The 19,114-nt window shown below is 62.7% G+C and carries 22 protein-coding genes; 8 read left to right on the top strand and 14 right to left on the bottom strand.

The features are described from left to right. The first annotated feature begins 18 nt into the window (after positions 1-18). Genes ABIB73_RS04815 through ABIB73_RS04805 form a run of 3 tightly spaced genes read left to right on the top strand, consistent with a single transcriptional unit; the run spans position 19 to position 4,714 of the window. Entirely contained in the window at positions 19-1,563 is a 1,545-nt protein-coding gene (locus tag ABIB73_RS04815; RefSeq protein ID WP_354222563.1) for a DUF1254 domain-containing protein, read from the top strand. Between the two features lie 36 nt (positions 1,564-1,599). Beyond that, entirely contained in the window at positions 1,600-3,135 is a 1,536-nt protein-coding gene (locus tag ABIB73_RS04810; protein ID WP_354221906.1) for a DUF1254 domain-containing protein, read from the top strand. A 34-nt stretch (positions 3,136-3,169) separates the two neighbouring features. Then, positions 3,170-4,714, top strand: a complete 1,545-nt coding sequence (locus ABIB73_RS04805) for a DUF1254 domain-containing protein (RefSeq protein WP_354221905.1) — start codon at positions 3,170-3,172, stop codon at positions 4,712-4,714. A 246-nt stretch (positions 4,715-4,960) separates the two neighbouring features. Here ABIB73_RS04805 and ABIB73_RS04800 read toward each other — a convergent pair whose 3' ends face one another. The 6 genes from ABIB73_RS04800 to ABIB73_RS04775 form a co-directional block, all read right to left on the bottom strand. Then, on the bottom strand, positions 4,961-5,893 hold the full coding sequence (locus ABIB73_RS04800; RefSeq protein WP_354221904.1) for a lipid A biosynthesis lauroyl acyltransferase: 933 nt from the start codon (positions 5,891-5,893) through the stop codon (positions 4,961-4,963). Between the two features lie 8 nt (positions 5,894-5,901). Continuing rightward, the gene (locus ABIB73_RS04795; protein WP_354221903.1) at positions 5,902-7,179 is read right to left on the bottom strand and encodes a beta-ketoacyl-ACP synthase; all 1,278 of its coding nucleotides are present in this window, start codon (positions 7,177-7,179) and stop codon (positions 5,902-5,904) included. Between the two features lie 18 nt (positions 7,180-7,197). Continuing rightward, a complete protein-coding gene (locus ABIB73_RS04790) occupies positions 7,198-8,406 on the bottom strand; it encodes a beta-ketoacyl-ACP synthase (RefSeq protein ID WP_354221902.1) in 1,209 nt (402 codons plus the stop codon). Then, positions 8,403-8,873: a 3-hydroxyacyl-ACP dehydratase FabZ family protein gene (locus ABIB73_RS04785; protein WP_354221901.1), complete on the bottom strand. Its 471-nt coding sequence runs from the start codon at positions 8,871-8,873 to the stop codon at positions 8,403-8,405. The genes ABIB73_RS04790 and ABIB73_RS04785 overlap by 4 nt, the downstream gene beginning before the upstream one ends. Positions 8,874-8,883: 10 nt before the next feature. After that, positions 8,884-9,171 (bottom strand): acyl carrier protein, encoded by a 288-nt coding sequence (locus ABIB73_RS04780; protein WP_007592476.1) that lies wholly within the window; start codon positions 9,169-9,171, stop codon positions 8,884-8,886. A 236-nt stretch (positions 9,172-9,407) separates the two neighbouring features. Continuing rightward, positions 9,408-9,749 (bottom strand): hypothetical protein, encoded by a 342-nt coding sequence (locus ABIB73_RS04775; RefSeq protein ID WP_354221900.1) that lies wholly within the window; start codon positions 9,747-9,749, stop codon positions 9,408-9,410. Between the two features lie 329 nt (positions 9,750-10,078). On the opposite strand from ABIB73_RS04775, the gene ABIB73_RS04770 reads away from it, so the two are divergent. Both ABIB73_RS04770 and ABIB73_RS04765 read left to right on the top strand, forming a co-directional pair. Next, entirely contained in the window at positions 10,079-10,705 is a 627-nt protein-coding gene (locus ABIB73_RS04770) for a ParB-like protein (protein WP_354221899.1), read from the top strand. Positions 10,706-10,766: 61 nt separating this feature from the next. Then, positions 10,767-11,333 carry a Crp/Fnr family transcriptional regulator gene (locus ABIB73_RS04765; protein WP_354221898.1) on the top strand — a complete coding sequence of 189 codons (567 nt, stop codon included), beginning with the start codon at positions 10,767-10,769 and terminating at the stop codon, positions 11,331-11,333. An 11-nt stretch (positions 11,334-11,344) separates the two neighbouring features. On the opposite strand, the gene ABIB73_RS04760 is transcribed toward ABIB73_RS04765, so the two are convergent. Genes ABIB73_RS04760 through ABIB73_RS04750 form a run of 3 tightly spaced genes read right to left on the bottom strand, consistent with a single transcriptional unit; the run spans position 11,345 to position 13,118 of the window. Then, positions 11,345-12,004, bottom strand: coding sequence for a flavin reductase family protein (locus ABIB73_RS04760; RefSeq protein WP_354221897.1), 660 nt, complete (start codon positions 12,002-12,004; stop codon positions 11,345-11,347). Then, positions 12,004-12,939: a DUF1989 domain-containing protein gene (locus ABIB73_RS04755; protein WP_354221896.1), complete on the bottom strand. Its 936-nt coding sequence runs from the start codon at positions 12,937-12,939 to the stop codon at positions 12,004-12,006. Before ABIB73_RS04755 ends, ABIB73_RS04760 begins: the two co-directional genes overlap by 1 nt. Continuing rightward, entirely contained in the window at positions 12,936-13,118 is a 183-nt protein-coding gene (locus ABIB73_RS04750) for a hypothetical protein (RefSeq protein WP_354221895.1), read from the bottom strand. The genes ABIB73_RS04755 and ABIB73_RS04750 overlap by 4 nt, the downstream gene beginning before the upstream one ends. A 264-nt stretch (positions 13,119-13,382) precedes the next feature. Here ABIB73_RS04750 and ABIB73_RS04745 point away from each other — a divergent pair, with 264 nt between their 5' ends. After that, positions 13,383-14,153 carry a GntR family transcriptional regulator gene (locus ABIB73_RS04745; protein ID WP_354221894.1) on the top strand — a complete coding sequence of 257 codons (771 nt, stop codon included), beginning with the start codon at positions 13,383-13,385 and terminating at the stop codon, positions 14,151-14,153. 105 nt (positions 14,154-14,258) lie between these two features. Beyond that, positions 14,259-15,359: a BMP family ABC transporter substrate-binding protein gene (locus ABIB73_RS04740; protein ID WP_354221893.1), complete on the top strand. Its 1,101-nt coding sequence runs from the start codon at positions 14,259-14,261 to the stop codon at positions 15,357-15,359. Positions 15,360-15,443: 84 nt separating this feature from the next. Here the strand turns inward: ABIB73_RS04740 and ABIB73_RS04735 are convergent, their stop codons facing one another. Both ABIB73_RS04735 and ABIB73_RS04730 read right to left on the bottom strand, forming a co-directional pair. Beyond that, positions 15,444-15,827 (bottom strand): alkaline phosphatase family protein, encoded by a 384-nt coding sequence (locus tag ABIB73_RS04735; RefSeq protein ID WP_354221892.1) that lies wholly within the window; start codon positions 15,825-15,827, stop codon positions 15,444-15,446. A 349-nt stretch (positions 15,828-16,176) separates the two neighbouring features. After that, complete coding sequence (locus tag ABIB73_RS04730; RefSeq protein ID WP_354221891.1) at positions 16,177-16,332, bottom strand: hypothetical protein; 156 nt, start codon at positions 16,330-16,332, stop codon at positions 16,177-16,179. A 335-nt stretch (positions 16,333-16,667) separates the two neighbouring features. On the opposite strand from ABIB73_RS04730, the gene ABIB73_RS04725 reads away from it, so the two are divergent. Next, complete coding sequence (locus ABIB73_RS04725; RefSeq protein WP_354221890.1) at positions 16,668-16,910, top strand: hypothetical protein; 243 nt, start codon at positions 16,668-16,670, stop codon at positions 16,908-16,910. Here the strand turns inward: ABIB73_RS04725 and ABIB73_RS04720 are convergent. The 3 genes from ABIB73_RS04720 to ABIB73_RS04710 form a co-directional block, all read right to left on the bottom strand. Beyond that, positions 16,907-17,389, bottom strand: a complete 483-nt coding sequence (locus tag ABIB73_RS04720; protein ID WP_354221889.1) for an MgtC/SapB family protein — start codon at positions 17,387-17,389, stop codon at positions 16,907-16,909. The genes ABIB73_RS04725 and ABIB73_RS04720 overlap by 4 nt on opposite strands. A 10-nt stretch (positions 17,390-17,399) precedes the next feature. Further along, a complete protein-coding gene (locus ABIB73_RS04715; RefSeq protein WP_354221888.1) occupies positions 17,400-17,984 on the bottom strand; it encodes a peroxidase-related enzyme in 585 nt (194 codons plus the stop codon). A 92-nt stretch (positions 17,985-18,076) separates the two neighbouring features. Then, the gene (locus tag ABIB73_RS04710) at positions 18,077-18,970 is read right to left on the bottom strand and encodes a LysR family transcriptional regulator (RefSeq protein WP_354221887.1); all 894 of its coding nucleotides are present in this window, start codon (positions 18,968-18,970) and stop codon (positions 18,077-18,079) included. Positions 18,971-19,114 lie beyond the last annotated feature (144 nt).

Raw genomic sequence — 19,114 nt, 5'->3', positions numbered from 1 at the left:
GCCAGAGAGGAACGTGCAATGAAAAATCCATCTGAAAATCAAATCGGCACCACCCGGCGCGACGCGATGAAGGGCGGTATTGGTGCGGCATCGCTCGCTGCCCTCGGTACCAGCGCGGCTGTTCCCGTCGCGATCACGACAGCGGCGATGACCATCACGACCGATACGACGACGGCGCAGGCAGAGCAGGCCATCGCATTCGGGACACTCACACAGCCGGCGACTGGCATCAAAATGCACCCGGACTACGCCCGGACGATTGCGCAGATGGCCTATGTCTGGGGCTGGCCGATCGTGAACATGATGAACCGAAAGGCGATGTTCGCACAGGCGCCGCATCCGGGCCACCTCAACGGCGTCGTTCCAGTGGCGCCAACGGGCCAGGTCGGCATGCTTTCCGACTATGTCGACCCGGCGGAAACATTTGTGACATGCCCGAACCAGGACGTTGTCTACGGTCTCGGGTTCTTTTCACTCGACGAGGAGCCGGTGGTCGCGCAGGTGCCCGATTTCGGCGACCGCTTCTGGGTTTATGCCCTGTACGATGCGCGTACCGATCAGTTCGGCCAGCTCGGCAAGCCCTACAATTCGAAGCCCGGATTTTATCTACTTGTCGGTCCGAATTGGAAAGGACTTAAGCCGGACGGCATCACGGATGTCATTCGGTGTCCTACGTCATTGGCCAATGCCATTCCGCGCATTTTCCAGGATGACACCCCTGAGGACAAAAAGGCAGTTCAGCCGGTGCTCAATCAGGTCGTCTTCTACCCGCTAAAGGATTTTACCGGCACGATGAAGACCATCGAATGGAGCAAGGCTCCCAACATTCCCGGCCCGAAATCAACCGGCGAGGAAACGAAATGGGTGGTGCCGGATAAGTTCTTCGAAGAGCTCGGTCAGGCGCTCGACACCGTCGATCCCTTGCCGGGAGAGGAGGCGATGTATCAGCAGTTCCGTCTGCTGCTCGACGTGGCCGCCAAAGACCCGGAATTGAGGAAGGTGCTGATTGCGACCGCCATCGACACGGAGGAGAAGATCATCCACCCGTTCTTCCAGTGGAAGTACAACGGACGACCAGCTGGCAATGGGTGGAACCGCTCGACCAACAACGCGCAGTGGGGCATCGACTATTACAACCGAACGGGCACGGCCAGATCGAACATGTTCGACAACCGGCCGAACGAAACTCAGTATTTTTACACCGACCTGGATGGTGCGGGTGGAGAACTGACTGGCAACGGCAAATACGAGATCACCTTCGCGAAGGGAGAGGAACCGCCGGTCGACGGATTCTGGTCGCTGACGCTCTACAACGACAAGCATCTGTTCTATCCGAACGATCTCAAGCGCTATTCGCTCGGCACCAAGAACAAGAACCTCAAACGCAACGCCGACGGCTCGCTCACGCTCTATGCAGGCGCGAAGTCGCCGGGCGGGGACAAGGAGGCGAACTGGCTGCCGGCGCCGGGCGGCAACTTCTCGCTCTACATTCGCGCCTATTGGGGCAAGGAAGGCATTCTCGACGGCTCCTGGAAGCCGCCGGTGATCAAGAAAGTGTCGTGACGACGTAACCACAGGATCATCAGTGGAGAATGCAAGATGACCTCAGTTCGCAGCCGTTTTCTGTCATTGTCTGCTCTCGTCGGCGCGACCGTCATCGCGATCGCGTCAGCTCGTGCCCAATCCGGCCGTTTCGATGAGCTGTCCAATCTTCCATTCGAGCAGAACCGTCCGACCAAGCAAACAGCGCAGACGCTGAAGGACGAGCTGCTGTTTCAGCGGGCGACCCAAACCTATTTGTGGGCGATGCCGCTCATCAACACGCTGGGCATGAAGGTCGGCGCCGAAGAGGCTTTCGGCACCGGCTACAACGTGATGCCGGTCTGGACCAAGCGGCTGGATGCCAAAACACACATCACGACGCCCAATTCCGATTTGATCTACGCGATGACCTTCGCGAACCTTGCCGAGACCGGCCCGCTGGTGTTCGAGGCGCCGCCCAAGCTGCAAGGCATTTTGCTCGACTTCTGGCAGCGCCCCATTCCCATGGACGGCGGCGAATATTTCGGCGACGTAGGACTCCCCGGGCCGGACGGCGGCGCGGGTGGCAAGTTTCTGCTTCTGCCGCCAGGCTACAAGGGAAAGGTGCCGAGCGGCTATTACGTCTATCGTTCCGGCACCAACAGCGTATTCATCTTCTTGCGATCGTTCTATCAGGATCCCAAGAATACCGCACCTGCCGTCGACGTGATCAAGCAGACGCGGATTTATCCTTTGGGCAAGGAGTCCTCCGCGAAGCCGATGAGCTTTCCCGATGCGTCCGGAAAATCTCTGAACATGCTCCCCCGCAATAGCGTGGCGGCGTTCGAGCAACTGCAGCAGTTGCTCGACATTGAAGGTGCCAACCTCGCGGAGCCGGACTGGCTCGGCATGCTTGACGGCATCGGCATCTCCCAGGATCGGCCCTTCAAGCCCGACGACAAGACTCGCGCCATTCTCGATGCCGCGGCGAAAACGGCCTACAAGACGAGCCGCGTCATTGGATTCCAGGGTGGGGTCGAGGGCGCTGATTTCCGTGTCTACCCGGATCGCAAGTGGCTCAATCCGGTCAACAACATGAAGTCCCGTTGGCCGAAGGCGATGACCGACCTGAGTTTCACCGAAAGAGGTGCCGGTTATCGCGCGCTGGATGCGCGGACCTGGTTCTTCACCGATTATTATTCGATCAGTCCCGGCATGGTCTCGATGACGCCGGGCAAGGGCGCATTCTACATGATCGGCTTCGAGGATGCCGACGGCGACCCGCTCGTGGGCGATCGAAGCTATGTCGTGAACCTACCGAAGGATATTCCCGCCGCGTTGTTCTGGTCGGTGACGCTCTACGAAGCGGAGAACGCATCCGGCCTTGACAATGGCCAACCATTCCCGTCGCGGGGCAAGCTGGACAATCCCGTGAAGAATGCCGATGGCAGCACCGACATGTATATCGGGCCAAAGGCACCTGAAGGCAAGGAAGGCAATTGGCTTGCGACAGTGCCCGGCAGAGGCTTCTTCGCAATCCTCAGGCTGTACGCCCCGACAGAACCCGCGATCGATGGCAGTTGGAAGCCCGGCGACATCAAGAAAGTCAACTGATCGAAAGAATGTCTGATCTGAACAGGAGCGCTCGATGAAAACCGCACCGATCGATCAATCAAAGATGAATCGTCGCGACACAATGAAGCTCGGCGTTGGCACGGCCGCGCTCGCAACAATGGGCGCGGGAGCCGCCGCTTCAGTAGCCGTTGCGCCCGATGTGGCGCAGGCGCAGCAATCTGCAAAGGGTGCTGTTCCGCCTCCCACCAATTCAACTGCGAAATCGTTATCCGCGACTGCAAACACGGCACTCTCCAAGGAATACGTCCAGATGGTCGGCCGCTTCGCCTACTTCTGGGCGTGGCCACTGGTCAACAGCTTCAATCGGCGCGTTGCCCTGACGTCCGTTCCGGAGCCGGGCTTGCGCGGAGGCGTGCTTCCGAACGCGCCTCTTGGCCAGGTTTGCATGCTGACCGATTACATTTCTCCAGAGCAGCGATTTGTCGCGTGTCCAAACCAGGACGTCGCCTACGGCTTCGGCTTCGCCTCGCTCGACGAGAACCCGGTGATCTACCAAGTGCCGGACTTCGGCAATCGCTTCTTCGTATACGCCGCCTGGGACGCAAGAACCGACTCGTTTGCGGAGATCGGCCAGCAGTACGGCTCGAAGCCGGGCTTCTACCTTCTGGTCGGCCCCAACTGGACGGGGAAGGTGCCGGAGGGAATCATCAAGACATTCCGCTCCTCCACCGAACTCGCTGCGCTGTGCCCGCGCGTCTTTCTGAATGATACCGCCGAGGACAAGCGCGCGGTCCTGCCTATCCTGAGTCAAGTCATGGCCTACCCGCTCAGCCAGTTCGACGGCAAAATGAAGACGAAGGACTGGACCAAAGTTCCGCACTTCCCGACGCCTTCCGGAGCGGAGTCGGGCGAGGTCAAGTGGGTCGATCCGGAGAAGTTCTTCGGCGAGCTCCCTGACGTGCTCGACAGGGTTCCGCCGTTGCCTGGTGAAGACACCACCTACGCGATGGTCCGTTCGGTGCTGACAGCCGCAGAGAAAGATCCAGAATTAAAGCAGGCGCTAAAGGAGGCGGCCATTGCTGCGGATAAAGAACTCATCCCCCCGCTCTTCCACTGGAAGCACAACGGGCCCGCTGCAGGCAATGCTTGGTATTCACCGGTCAAAAATGCCGATTTCGGTGCAGACTATGTCGTCCGCACAGCCGTCTCGAAATCGAACATGTACGAGAACCGGTTCAACGAAACAAAGTACGTCTTCACTGATACCGATGCCGAAGGCACGCCATTAAACGGCAACTCGACATACGCGTTGACCTTCCCGTCTGGTCAGCTTCCGCCGGTCAACGGCTTTTGGTCGCTCACTCTCTACAACAAGCACCACTTCTTCAATCCCAATCCCCTGCAACGCTTCTCGCTAGGAACAAAGAATCAGGGACTGCAGAAAAACGCGGACGGTTCGCTGACCCTCTACGCGGGCGCGAAGTCTCCCGGGAGCGACAAGGAATCAAACTGGCTTCCCGCGCCGGCGACACCGTTCTCACTCTACATCCGCGCTTATTGGCCGAAGCAGGAAGTGATCGATGGTTCATGGAAGCCGCCGGTCATTCGGAAGGCGTGACGCACCCATGCTGGAGCCGAGCTGGCGCCTGGCCGGGGATTCTTCTCGATCTTGCGCCTCTACGGCTCAGAAGAGGCGGCCGTCAACTATAGCTGGAAGCCGGGCGACTTCGAAAAAGCGCAATGACTTGAGTCCTCTCCGTTGGGTGAGAAGCGATTCAAGCCATTGAAATGACTCGACTTCATTTTCGGTCGGGCTCTCAGGATGAGGAACATGCGGCCGGATTATGTTGCTTTGACTAATTGCCTACCGCCACCGCCGGTGCAGCCACAGCCACTGTTCCGGATGCTCGCGGACCCAGCCTTCCACCACGCTCGTGATTGCCTGCGTCGTGCCCTGGATGTCGATCTTGCCATCGGCGTCGCGTACCGGCTTAACCTCCTCGGTGAGCTCGCCGCCGAAGCGGCCGCCGGGCTGGCGGATGATGCGGACTCCGTGGATGGGGCATTCGACCTGGCGCAGCAGGCGCGCCAGCATCGGGTTGGCGCGGGTCTTGCGGCCAAAGAAGGTAACCTCGACGCCGCCGGTCAAATACTGGTCGATCAGCATGGCGACGTGCTTGCCGTCCTGGAGCGCCTGCGCGAGCCGCAGCGGCGCGTCGCGCCCCGCAGGGATCAGCGTGCCCATGTTGACCTGGCGCATCTCCTGGATGATGCGGTCGGCTGACGCAATGTTCGGCCGGCGGTAGAGGATCGCGGCATCGAGCCCATGCGCGACGGCGGCGAGGGCGGGCAATTCCCAATTGGCAAGATGGGCCGCAAAAATCAGCGCCGGCTTGCCGTCGTCCCTGATCTGGTCGAACAGTTCGACGCTGCGCGGCGGCAATTCGATCCGGCTCTTCTCCGGATGGTCGCGGTCATAATCCCAGACATGGTCCATATGGGCGAACTCGGCGCCGACGCGGCCGAGATTGTCCCAGACGCCCATCAGGATTTGTTCGATCTCCTCCGGCGACTTCTCGGGAAAGGCAGCCGCCAGGTTGGCGCGGCCGATGCGGTGCTCGCGCAGGCGCGGGCCGATCAGCTTCGTGACGCGCGCGAAGAAGTCCGAGGTCTTGACCGGATCGAAATAGCGCGTGGTGCGAAGCATGCCGACGGTGGCGGCGCCGATCAGGCCTCCGCCGAGCGATTTGGCAGCCTCCCGCGCGCGGGCCTTGATGCTCGCAGGTAACAGCGCCATGCGTCCGGTCAGGCCGGTTCGCGGGTCAGGATCAACGAGGCGTTCTGGCCGCCGAAGCCGAACGAGTTCGACATGACCGCGGTGACGCGGGCGTCGCGCGCCTTGTTGCCGACGACGTCGAACAGGATCGTCGGATCCGGATTGTCGTAGTTGATCGTCGGCGGAATGCGCTGATGCTCGAGCGTGAGCAGCGAGAAGATCGCCTCGACCGCGCCGGCGGCCGAGATGGTGTGGCCGACCATCGACTTGTTGGAGGTGACCGGAATCTTCTGCGCGAGATCGCCGAACACGGCCGATGTCGTGTTGAATTCCATCTTGTCGTTTTCGGGCGTCGCGGTGCCGTGCGCGTTGATGTGGTCGATCTGGTCCGGCTCCATTCCGGCGTCGGCCAGCGTCTTCTTCATGCAGCCGATGATCGGCTTGCCGTCCGGTGAAGAGCGGGTGCGATGGAAGGAATCGGTGAGCTCGCCGCAGCCGGCGATCACCCCGAGAATCTTTGCGCCGCGCGCGGTCGCGGCTTCATAGCTTTCCAGCACGAGGGCGCCTGCGCCTTCGGCCATGACAAAACCGTCGCGATTCTTGGAGAAGGGGCGGGAGGCCGCCTGCGGCGGATCGTTCTGGGTCGACAGCGCCGAGAGCAGCGAGAAGCGCACCAGCGCTTCGGGATTCACAGTGCCGTCGGTCGCCACGCACAGCGCGGCATCGGTCTCGCCGCGGCGGATCGCCTCGACGCCGAGCTGGATCGAGGTTGCGCCCGAGGCGCAGGCCGTCGACAGCGAGATCGGCGAACCCTTGGTGCCGAATGTTTCGGCGAGATAGGCGGCAACCGAGCCGAACATGAAGCGGTGATGATAGGCGCTGTATTTGCCGCCGCCGGAGATGCGCAAGAGGTCGTCGTAGTTGATGTCGAGCTTGCCGACGGCGCGGCCGAGCTCGCGGCGCTGCGGCCACTCCACCTCGACCGGCGCGACTGCCAGGAACAGCGGGCCCGGGAAATCGCCCTTGGCGCCGATGCCGGCCTGGTCGAGCGCTTCCTGCGTAACCAGATCGGCCATCCGCTCGGACAGGGCGGTGGAGGAGAACGGATCGACGCTGACGAAATCGACCGTGCCGGCCATCGTCGTCCTCAGCCCATCGGTCGGAAAGCGCGTGATGGTGCGGATGCCGGATTCGCCGGCCACGAGCTTCGCCCAATTGTCGGCCTTGCCGGCACCGAGCGAGGTCATGATGCCCATGCCGGTGACGACGACGACGGGGCGCCCGAGTTTGTCGCGTGGTGTAGTCATGTCGATCCCCCGCTAGAGCTAGCTCACGGCCTCGACCAGCGCCATGCCTTCGCCGCGCCAGTGTCCGGCCCCCACCACCACAATCTGGGTGGGCGCTCCCTGCATTTCAATCTCGGTCCCCGTGGAATCGTTCGGCGGGAACAGCGCGCCGCGCGAGATCGAGAGCGCAGCGAGCGCAATCCCGAGCGGGAATTGCGTCTCCATGGTGTGGCCGAACATCGTACCGGTCGATCGCACCGGGAAGTCGGCGTGGCTTTGTAGGAAGCCGTGCTCTTCTGAGGTCGCGGGCTCCGCGCCGGTCGCGCCTGATATGATCGCGCCCTTGCCCGCGTGCATCGGCAGCTTGGCCCACAGCTTCTCCAGCGTCGCCGCCGTGTCGCCGGGCTGCTTGCGCCGGGCCAGGTCGGCGACGACGCTCGAGAGTTTAGCGAACGGCTTTGCGCCGCGCGCTTCCGCGTGCGCCCTCGATTCCAGCACCAGGAACGCGCCGGCCGAGCCGAGTGCGAAGCCGGCGTGATCCTTGCGCGCCCAGACCGGCGCGAACTTGTCCTTCAGGTTGAAGTCGCCGAATTCGTAGAGAACCATGAGGTCCTTGCGCTCGCCGTTATGCGAGCCGCCGATGAGCGCAATGTCGCTCTCGCCCGAGGCGATGCGCGACAGCGCGATGCGTGCCGCGTCTGCGCCCGCGACCTCCTCGCCCATGAAGGTGCGCGAGGTACCGCCGAGGCCGTGCACGATGGCGATGTTGCCGGCCAGCAGGTTGGAGAGCTGGGCCAAAAACAGCGTCGGCCGCAGATCGCTCATCAGCCGCTCATTGAGGAAGCCGGGCGCATTGGCGCCCTTGGCCTCGGCCGTGAGCACGCCGCTGTCGACATTGAGATCGCGCTCGCCGCCGCCGGCGGCCACCACCATGTCGATCTTCGACAGGATATCCTTGTTGCCCTTGATGCCAGCGGAATCCAGCGCCAGGCCTGCGGCATAGGTGCCGATGCGCTGCCAGGCTTCCATCTGGCGCTGGTCGCCCTTCTTCGGGATCTGGGCGTCGAAGGAGACCGGCATCAGCGGATGCACGACGCAGGGTGCAAAACCCTTCTCGTCGACATTGATGCGCCGCTCCTGGAGCGCGGCCCAGTTGGCGTCCAGCCCCTCGCCGAGCGAGGTGGCGAGCCCAATGCCGGTGATCCAGACTTCCGTCTGGCCCGGTTTCGAAGCGGGAGTGTCAGTCATGGCGATACGGCCTGTTGCGGAAAGCCGACGCGCTTGGCGATCGCGTCCATATGGGAGCGCATATCCGCATTGGGGAAGGGGATCAGCGTGAAGGTCAGCGTCGAATTCGCGCGCAGCTTGCCGCCGACTCTGATCTTGGCTTCGGTCACGGCATAGCCCGAGCCTTCGTGGGCCATGCTCGCCTCGATGCTCATGAGATCGCCGGGGAAGACCGAGCCGCGGACCTTGGCCTCCTTGACGGCGGCCAGGATCGGCATGCGTTCGAACTTGAACACGCCGAGCTGAAGCCAGCCCGAAGCCTGCGCCATCGATTCGATCAGGAGCACGCCGGGCATCAAGGGATAGCCCGGGAAGTGCCCCTCGAAGATGGTGCTCTCCTTCGGGACCTGGGCTTCGACGACGATCTTCTTCTCGTCGACGTTGAGGTCGACGATGCGATCGATCATGTGGAAGTATTCGAGTTGCATGACAGCGCGCTTAGGCGCTCGCGCCCTTGGCCGCAACCAGCTCGTCGATGCGCGCGCACAGGTTCTTCAGCACGAAATACTGCTCGGTGGTCGCCTTGCCGTCGTTGACCTCCTGGGTCCACTTTTCCAGCGGTAGCTTGATGCCAAACTGCTTGTCGATCGCGAACGCGATGTCCAGGAAATCGAGGCTGTCGATGCCGAGATCATCGATGGCATGGCTATCCGGCGTGATCGTGTCGCGCGGGATGTCGCAGGTTTCAGCGATGATCGTAGCGACCTGATCGAATGTGGAGGACATCACTAAGCCTTTGATATATTGCGGATATTTGTCATATTTTCCAGAGTGGCGCGGTGGGTGGGCATCGCGCCCCGAATGACGCCCTCAACCCCCCTCTGGCCGGGTCGAAAGCCCGTATATCGGAGCGCCGCCCTGAGTTCAATGGAGCCGGACAGGCCCGGGGACAGAGCTGGGGATGCCGTTCCAACGGCCCTCCGGCGAGCGGCTTCGGCCAGGGGGCCTCCGAGCGGCCATGCCTAGATATGCGGCGTCGTGATCCTGGCGCAGTCCCGCCGGCCCATCAGCACGCAATCCTGGGTCCGCCGCAGGTCGGCGATGCTGACCGCGAGCCAGATCCCGATCGCGGTCAGCGCGATGGTGAAGGCCAGCGCTGCGATGTTGGCAAGCATGCGATGACGGAAATCGTCGGGCTCCTCGCGCGGCCGCTCGTAGCGCGACAGGTCGAGCGGCTCGGGTGCTGCGTGCAGCGGCTGCACAATGCCGCTGCCCCGCCGGATCGGCGGGGAGGGTGTGGTCCGCGGCCTGAACTGGAGCACCTGATGCTCGTCGCCCGAGGCTATGGGCCGCTGGGATTTCATGGCGTGGGGATCACTCCGAAGCAGCGAATTTTAGATAGCATACGTGGCACAAGCGTTGCAGAAAATCTTCTCAACGCGCACGTGCATTGCGCGTTCGCATGATCCTTCATCGGGGGCTGTGAACGATCGCAGGGCAGGTTGTCATCCCGGCGTCAGGGACGCGTGGGTTGCGCTGCAACAACAGTCGAAGAGCTTGCGCCTCTCGCTGCCGGAACATGGGCTTGTGATCTCGTTGGGCGAGCCGACTGCATTTTGTTGCGGCGGAGCCCGTGGCATAATCCGGGGAACCCTGGACCATCAGTTGCAACCATATGAGGGGGCCTTCGACCATGACCACCAACGCGCGCGAACCGAGAGTGCATCCGGTGCCGATCCTGTCGCTTCGGCCGACGCAAATGACGGTCGGCATGCGCGAGGTCAAGGAGAAGCGCAAGCGCTGGCGCGAGCATGGCAACAAGAAGCAGTCCGACCTGCTCGGCACCCACATGATTCCCGTCGTGTACGGGCCGGACCAGCGCTATTACGTGATCGACCATCATCATCTCGGCCGTGCGTTGCACGACGAAGGCATCAAGGAGGTGCTGGTGACCATCGTCGGCGATCTCCGGATGGTCGAGCGCGAAGCGTTCTGGGGCGTGATGGACAACAAGCGCTGGGTCTATCCTTACGACGCCAAGGGCGAGCGGCGGCCGTTCCGCGATCTGCCGAAATCGGTCGTCGATCTCAAGGACGATCCCTTCCGCAGCCTCGCCGGCGAGCTTCGCCGCATGGGCGGCTTCGCCAAAGACACCACGCCGTTCTCCGAATTCCTGTGGGCCGACTATCTGCGCCGAAAGCTCTCGCGCAAGGCGGTCGACGCCAATTTCGACAAGGCGCTCGAGAAGGCGATGGCGGCGGCCAAGAGCAAGGATGCGATCTATCTGCCCGGCTGGTGCGGGCCGGCGGACGACGACTAGGGCCGCGGGAATCCCAGCAACAGCGATGTGGCCTAGTCAGGGCGTTTTCATCTTCACGATGATGGCGGCCGTTCCGCCGCTGATTGCCGTTTTGCGTCGGGATATTCGGGCATTGCTCGTGAGCTTGCTGATCGGCGTCCTGGTGTGGCTGCTGGCCCGCTATTCATATCTCGTGCCGATTGCGATCCTGCTGCTGGTTGCTTCGTTCGGATTGGTTTGCGGCGGATTGCGCTCACGCCTGCCGGCGCCCCCGGGAGAGGCGGCGCCGTCGACGCTCGGCTGCATCAGCCATGAGACGCTGCACGCGGCGATGTTTCGCGAATGGATCGTCAATGTCGGCCAGCGCCCGGCGCCCGCGCGGCTCGCCCATGTCATGATCGAATTGCGCGAACGCCTGCGGATCGTCGGGCGCGTGGACGGCAACAATTTCGAGATGCCGCTGACCCAGGAGCAGATCGGCGAGGCCTTGGGCATCACCGCGGTGCATGCCAACCGCGTCATCAAGCAATTGCGTCAGGACGGCATCGTCGAGCTGCACCGCGGCAGCGTTACCGTGCTCGACGAGCGAAAATTTATGGAACTTGTGGACTTCGACGGACGCTATCTGCACCAGTCGCCAACGCTTTGATTGGACCTCCTCTACGACTTCCGCTGGCTCCAGTCATCGAGCGTCGGCGTCGCCATGTCGAAACGGTCGCGGATGGTCGAGCAGGTGCTGCCGCCGAGCCGGGCGATGGCATCGAGCCGGGCAGGATCGATGTGCAGGCGCTCGGCGTCGACGACGTCGGCGTGATAATGCGCAAACAAAATCTCGCCCATGATGATCTGGCGCGACTTGCCGAGCTCAAGGGTGATATGGCGGCGGCATTCGAATGCGGCCGGAGCCTCCTTGATCCAGGGCGACGCCACGGTCTTGCCCGGCATCGCGGTCAATCCCGCCGCCTTCAACTCGTCATGCTCCGGCGCGAACGGCACGGCGCAGACATGCATGGCTTCCGCGATCGCATGCGAGACGATGTTGACGGTGAAGACCTCGGTCAGGCGGATGTTGAGACCGGTGTCCTTGAAGCGCATGTCCGGATGGTTCTCAACCCCTAGCGCCAGGATCGGCGGATCGGCCGACAGGCAATTGAAGAAGCTGAAGGGGGCCGCATTCACGCGTCCCTCGGGATCGACCGTCGTCACCAGCGCGATCGGCCGCGGCACCACGGTTCCGATCAGCAGCTTGTATTTGTCGCGCGCCGACAGCGCGCGGAAGTCGAAGGTCACGTCGTCAGGTTGGTAAGCAGGCGTATCCATCATTCACTCTCGATCGACGGCGCACCGGCATGCGCCTGGAGGAAGCGCTCTTCCCACCACGAGAACAGCATGTCGCGCAGTGCTGCGGCATCGTCCTCGCCATAGATGTCGCTGCGCTTGACGGCGTCGAAGGCCGCAAGCTCTTCGGCCGACAGCGCGACCGGCAGTTCGGTGATTCGGATCGGCGTGTTCGGGAACTCCGGCCGGTAGGCGGGGTCGCGCCGCAGCGGCCGATCGGTCTTGATGGTCGGATTGCGGAAATCCTTCGGCGTGCGCTGGCTTGCCAGCGTCGGCGTCTTCGGCACGCGCGCGAGATCAGCTTCCGTTGCCGCAAACACCGTCAGCTTCAGCGGCTTCAGCGCGAAATTGCTGGTGCGCATCACGTCCGCGCCGCAGACATTGGGCACCGCCAGCACGTCCATCAGCGCCAGCAGGTCGACATGGTCGCCGGCCTTGGTTGTCTGTCGCGTCATGTAGGCATGGCCATCCTCGTCGACGCCGGTGCACATGAACAGGTTGAAGGAATCGTGCACGTCGTCAGGCGTCAATCCGTATTCGCGCTGCGCTTCGGCCTGGATGTCATGACAATTGGTGTGCACCGAGAAGCCGTAGGACGCCTCATAGACATAGGCGCTGCATCGGGGGAACAGCACGTCGTTGCGGCCTACCGTGTCCTCGAGAATGTAGAGCATCGCGCGCTCCCGCGGCGGCGCCGACCACATGAAGGTGCCTTTGGTCGGATGAAAGCCGTGCACCGTGCGGGTTCGCCCGCAATGCATGAACTCCTTGTAGTCGTGCAGGTTGAAGCAGTTGAAATCGGCGCACTGGCCGCCTTCGACCTGCGCGATGCGCAGGATCTGCCCCTTCAGGAGCTCGATGGCCTTGCCGGTGCCTGGCTCCAAAACGTGTTCGAACAGGATGGGGCGCTCGCTCATCGCACCGGCTCCAGATCGTTCGGCCTGGCCTTGGTCTCCGCCTTCCGCGCAGCCGCGTATTCGCGCACGGCCAGCCGCACCAGGGCGGCGCGGTCCGGCGCGACGCCGCTGGCGATGGTCCGGTCTATCAATTCGAGCTGCTGCTGGTTGAGCCGCAGTTTGATCATTGTCTCGGTCAAATTGGCCTCCGGAATGCGGTTTCTGACAATTCTTGTATACAGTTGTAAATCGCTCGGCGACCGTGGCGGCGTCCCGGCGGTGGTTGCATTCTTGGCGATTATCGGCAGTTTCAGCGATCAATCGAGTGCAAACTTTGAGCGGGCGAGTGCCGAATCTTCGCGCTGCGCGGCTAAAATCCCCTCATTATGTGTACAGTTGAAGATGATATTGTACACCAGATTTCGCCGATCAATGCCGACCGGCATCCCCAGCGCGACGGTCCGATGAGCAAGAAATCCTCCCGCGTCGATCTCGCCTGCCAGGCGCTGCGCCAGGCCATCATCGAGCAGGCGTTGCCGCCGGGCACTAAGCTTCCCGAGGATGAGCTCGGCATGCGCTTCGGCATGAGCCGAACGCTGGTGCGCGAGGTGCTGGCGCAATTGCAGTCGGAGGGCCTGGTTGATGCGCCGCCGCGGCGGACCGCGACCACGGCCAGGCCGACGCTGGACCAGGCCAAGGAGATCTTCGAGACCCGCCGCATGCTGGAGCGCGAGGTGGTGCGCCTGGTGATTGCGCGCTGGCAACCGCGATTTGGCGCGGAGCTGGAGGGCCATGTCCGTGCCGAGGAAGCCGCGCGTCAGGCCGGCGAAGCGCGGGTGTCGATCCGGTTGGCCGGCGAATTCCACACCCGGCTCGGCGAGATGGCCGGCAATACGCTGATCCGCCGCTATCTCGGCGAAGTCGTGTCGCGCTGCTCGCTCATTCTTGCGCTCTATGGCCGGCCGCACTCGGCCGATTGTGCTGTCAACGAGCATCGCGAGATCGTGGCGGCCTTGCGGGCAGGGAATGCCGACGCCGCGATCAGGATCATGGATCATCATCTCGGTTCGGTCGAGCAACGCGCGCTGCTCGACGGGGATTCGGCGGCGGGATTTGATCTCGGCGCGGTGCTGTCGCGCTACAGCGAAGCCCTTGCTGCCAGCGGCTCGACCAAGGTTGCGCGACTTCCTAAACCCAAGGCGCTTCCGAAATCCAAGGCGAGGGGGAAGCGATGATCACCGCCAACCCGCCTTAGCCGCCGCTTCGACGTCACCGCTTCATTTCTTGTGTTTGCCATCGCCGTGCGCCGCGACGCCACGGCCGACCACGGAGTATTGCCAATGACCACGCATTCATTCTCCCGCCGCGGCTTTCTGGGCGGCGTTGCCGTAAGTCCCTTCGTGCTCTCCGGCCTCGGCGCACCGGCACGCGCCGCTGATATCACCGTCGGCATCATCTATGTCGGCTCGCGTGCCGACTATGGCTGGAACCAGGCCCATGCCGTCGGCGCGCAGGCGCTGAGGGCAATTCCGGGCGTCAAGGTCGTCGAGGAGGAGAACGTTCCGGAGACGGCGGCGGTGGCGAAGACGATGGAATCGATGATCAACATCGACGGCGCATCGCTGCTGTTTCCGACCTCGTTCGGCTATTTCAACCCGTTCATGGTCGACGCCGCCAAGAAATATCCCAAGGTCGAGTTTCGCCACCCGACGTCGCTCTGGCAGGCCGACAAGCACCCGTCCAATGCCGGCGGATATTTCTGCTATCTGGACCAGGGCCATTATGTGAACGGCATCGCCGCCGGTCTTTCGACCAAGTCCAACAAGATCGGCTACATTGCCGCAAAGCCGATTCCGCTGGTGCTGCGCAATGTCAATTCGTTCATGCTGGGCGCGCGCAAGGTCAATCCCAATGTCACGGTGCAGCTGATCGTCACCGGCGATTGGGCGCTTCCGGTGCGCGAGGCGGAGGCGGCCAATGCGCTGGTCGACGCCGGTTGCGATGTCATTGCCTGCCACATCGACAGCCCCAAGGTCGTGATCGAGACCGCGGAAAAGCGCGGCGTCAAGAGCTGCGGCCACAACGCCGACCAGGCCAATCTGGCGCCGAAGGGCTTCATCACCGGCGCCGAACTGAAATGGGGCACCATCTACAAGAGTTTTGCCGGCATGATCGCCAGGGGCGAGAAGCTGCCGAACATGATGATCGGTGGATACGACAAGGACATGGTGGCGAGCTCCGCCTTCGGCGCCGGTTGCAGCGACGCCGGCCGCAACGCCGCCATGGCCGCGATTGCCGAACTGAAGGCGGGCAAGCCGATCTTCGCCGGCACCGTGAAGAGCAACACCGGCAAGGTCATCAGCGACAAGGATACGGGGCTCTACGATCCCTCGCTCGAGCACACCGACTATCTGGTGGAGGGAATCATCGGCACCGTCTGACGCGCGTGCGCGTCCGGCTGTGACATTATTTCGCGCTTAGCGGCTGCTGTAAGGGTCCACAGCAGCCGCTAAACACAGGCCGCTTCAGCGCAGGATCTCATGCAGCACCTCGCCGTCGACGTCGTGCGGCCTGAGGATATCGTTGTGGACGGCGGTCGAGCCGGTGGCGATCTCGATATGCGAGACGGCAGTCAGCGACGGCGACGCCGTCACGTTTTGCAGTGCCACTGCGCCGCGGCGGCTCAGCCGCGCCAGGCCGCCGTCACGCGCCAGTACGCCTTCTTCGATGAATTGCTGGATGAAATTGGGCTTGGCGCCGTCGAGCGAGATCAGCACGACTTGCGACTTGCGGCCGTGATGATCGCCGTCGTGGTCGTGGTTGCGGGAGTTGCCGAAGTCGCGGTCGCGGTCGTCGCCGTCGGCGCGTGCCGGCACTGCTACGCCAGCCAGCGATGTGGCGAGCGACATAGCCGATATCAGGGAAAAAAGGCTCTTCTTGTTCATGTGAACGCCCCCAAGCTCGCTGCGCGATTCTCGCGCGGATGTGGTCTGGAACGGGGAGCGATTATCGAGCGTGCCCGACGACGCGGATGTGACACGGGTACGTCGCAGCGATTACGTCGAGGGGGTGTCAGCGCGCAATCGTTGTCGCGCGATGCAAGGAAGGCATGCCGTCGCTTTCGAAAAGATCGTGATCGAACAACGATCTAAAGCGCGATGATGACGATGCCGAACATAATCGTGCCTGGCCGCAAGCGACGAAGTGGAACCCGATCGTTTGCGCGAGAATCAACGCAATCAGGAGACAACGCTCACATCAGTCGCGTTGGAATATCCTGGCACCGGGGTAGATGCGGCGGGCGTAAGTCACGACCAGCCCGCGATCCTGGGTTTCCAGGAAAGGAGTCCGGATCTGACATGACCCGACGATGAGGTGCCACAGGCCATTGAGCTTCTGAATGACGACGTTCATTTGAGTGTTCCTCGAAAACCCTGCATTTCGGCAAAAGCTGCTTGTCGCTGCAGGCTTGCGATTCACGATCGTGATCGCGGGCGCAAAATTCCAAACACGGCTCGCGCCCACTGCAAAACGACGGTGACTATTGTTGGTCGCGCTATTCGTGAGTGAAGTTCGCGCTGTCCATGCGTCGCTTCGGATTAGTCCGCGAGCATAAGGGCCTCTCGCCGTCGCTCAATTGTACGAGCCTATGCAGAGGGCATAAAAAGGGATGAACGGGCTATACGAAGGTATGCCAACCGCATTGCGGCAGGCGGCGTCACGAACCGCACCACATCACAGTCTTTTGAGTGAAATCATTTTCCGGGCCGCACGAAAAGGTCCTGAAACAAAGCCGTTCCATCTTCGTGGCGATCGAGCCCACAAAGGAGGAAGAAATGCGTCGTCTGGTCTTCGCCGCCGCGATGCTCGCGGTCGCCTCAATAGGGTTTCACACGTTCATCTCGGCTTCGCTTGCGGCAGCTCGCGAGGCCAAGGCAGCGACGTTTTCCGAACGTTTTGCCCCGGCGCTTGAGTTGATGGCGAAGCGCTAGCGCTCGTGCGTCTCCGCCTCGTGCGGGTCGTCCCTGCCGCCGAGCGCTCGGTGCAGCCGGCGCTCGATGCGCCGGCCGATCGTGAGCAGCAAGAAGGCGAGCGCCAGCGCGGCCAGGACGATCTTCCATTGGCCAACACCACAGGCAATGCCGAGACAGGCGGCGAGAAAGGTGCAGGCGGCGCTGGTCAGGCCGCGCACGCGAAAACGTTGACTCTCGTGAACGATGACGCCGGCGCCGAGAAAGCCGATGCCGGTGAGGATGCCCTGGATGACTCGGCTTGCGGCATCGGTGATCTTGCCGGGCTCTGCGAACTGCACGGCGAGCAGCACCACCGTGGCGGTGGAGAGGCCGACGATGCCGAGTGTCTTTAACCCGATTGGCTTGCCGTGCAGGTCGCGGTTGAGTCCGATCGCGCTGCCGGCAAGCGTCGCAACGCCAAGGCGCAGCAGGATGTCGGGCCAGTCGAGCTCCGTCATGGCTTGTAAGTCACTTTTTGGGCAAACGTCCCATCAGATAGAACTCGTCGTTCGGCCGCATGCCGGTGAAATTCGCCAGCCGGTTCGACAGCGCGAAGAAGGCCGAGATCGCGGCGATGTCCCAGATGTCGTCGTCGCTGAAGCCGTGCGGCTGGAGCGCGGCGAAATCATCCTCGGAGATCAGCTGCGCCTCCGCCGAGACCTTCATCGCGAAATCGAGCATCGCCTTCTGTCGCGGCGTGATGTCGGCCTTGCGGTAGTTCACCGCGACCTGGTCGGCGATCACTGGGTTCTTGGCGCGGATGCGCAGGATCGCGCCATGGGCGATCACGCAATACTGGCACTGGTTCGCCGCCGAGGTCGCCACCACAATCATCTCGCGCTCGGCCTTGGTGAGGCCGCCGTCCTTCTCCATCAGCGCGTCGTGATAGGCGAAGAAGGCGCGGAACTCGTCCGGACGATAGGCCAGCGTCAGGAACACGTTCGGCACGAAGCCGCTCTTGTCCTGCACCGCGAGGAGGCGCGTGCGGATGTCGTCGGGCAACTTGTCGAGGGCGGGGGCGGGGAAGCGTTTTGTGGACGGAGGCTGCGGCATGACGGTTATTCCCGGTTGATCTCGCGACGGGCGGACCATAGTTGATCATCATCGGCCGCGCAAAGCGCGGACGCCGCGCGGGGAACGCGATCCTACGCGCGTGCGAATTTGAGCTCGCTGATTTTCGACACGATCGTCTTCAGAAGTGGTGACGTGTTGGCCTCGTTGTAGCCGAGCGACAGGTCGATCGTCGGTGGCACGCCGCCCAGCACCCGGTAGGTTACCGTGGAAGGCAGCAGATTGCGCGCGTAGAGCGGCATCAACGCGATTCCACCGGTCGATGCTACGAGCGATATCGCCATCGAGAGATTGTCGACGAGATGGTCGGGCGTAAGATCGATGCCGAGGCGTTGTCCGTAGGCGTCGGTCACCGCGCGCAGCGCCGGAGACTTGTCGTGGGGCACGCCAACCAGTTGCTCGCGTGCGATGTCATCGGCCGTGATCGCGTCGCGTGCGGCCAGGCGATGCTCCGAGGGCATCAGCACGATCAGCGGCTCGTCGATCAGCCGCGTGAACACGACGCCGGCCGCCCGCCGTTCGTGCCGCAGGAAGGCGAGATCAATCTTGCCGCGCATCAAGCCGTCGGCGAGGTCGGGTGATGACAGGCTGAGGATGACCACCTCGGTGCTCGGAAGCTCGTCGCGCATGATGCGCATCACCGCCGGCAGCCAGTCGAATTCGTACCCGGTCAGGAAGCCAAGCACGAATGAGGCTTTTGCTGGCGTTGCCGCACGCCGCGTTGCCTCCTTCGCCGCTTCCACCTGGAGCAAGACCACCCGGGCGTGGTCGAGGAACACGCGGCCGGCGGCCGTCAGCCCGACGCCCTTGGCGCCGCGAATCATCAGCTCGCAGCCAAGCTCGGCTTCGAGGTCGCGCATCTGCCGGCTGAGCGAGGGCTGCGCCGTGTGCAGCCGCTTCTCGGCGGCGACGGTGAGGCTGCCCGCTTCGGCGACGGCGACGAAATAGCGGAGGTGGCGCAGATCCAAGAGGGATACTTTCTAGGCATGGGATCCTAGCAACAAAGTCTTTTTCCTGAGGCGCGGCAAGGCCTATTTCAGGCTTCATCGCGGTCTGTTTGAAGGGTTTACCGGTTTAGAGGAACCATGAATCCAGACGCGTGAGGCATGAAT

Origin of the sequence: Bradyrhizobium sp. F1.4.3, from assembly GCF_040548375.1 — a bacterium.
Classification (GTDB): Bacteria; Pseudomonadota; Alphaproteobacteria; order Rhizobiales; family Xanthobacteraceae; genus Bradyrhizobium.
Note: the sequence above shows the minus strand (reverse complement) of the source record. Positions and strands in the feature narration are given on the sequence as shown.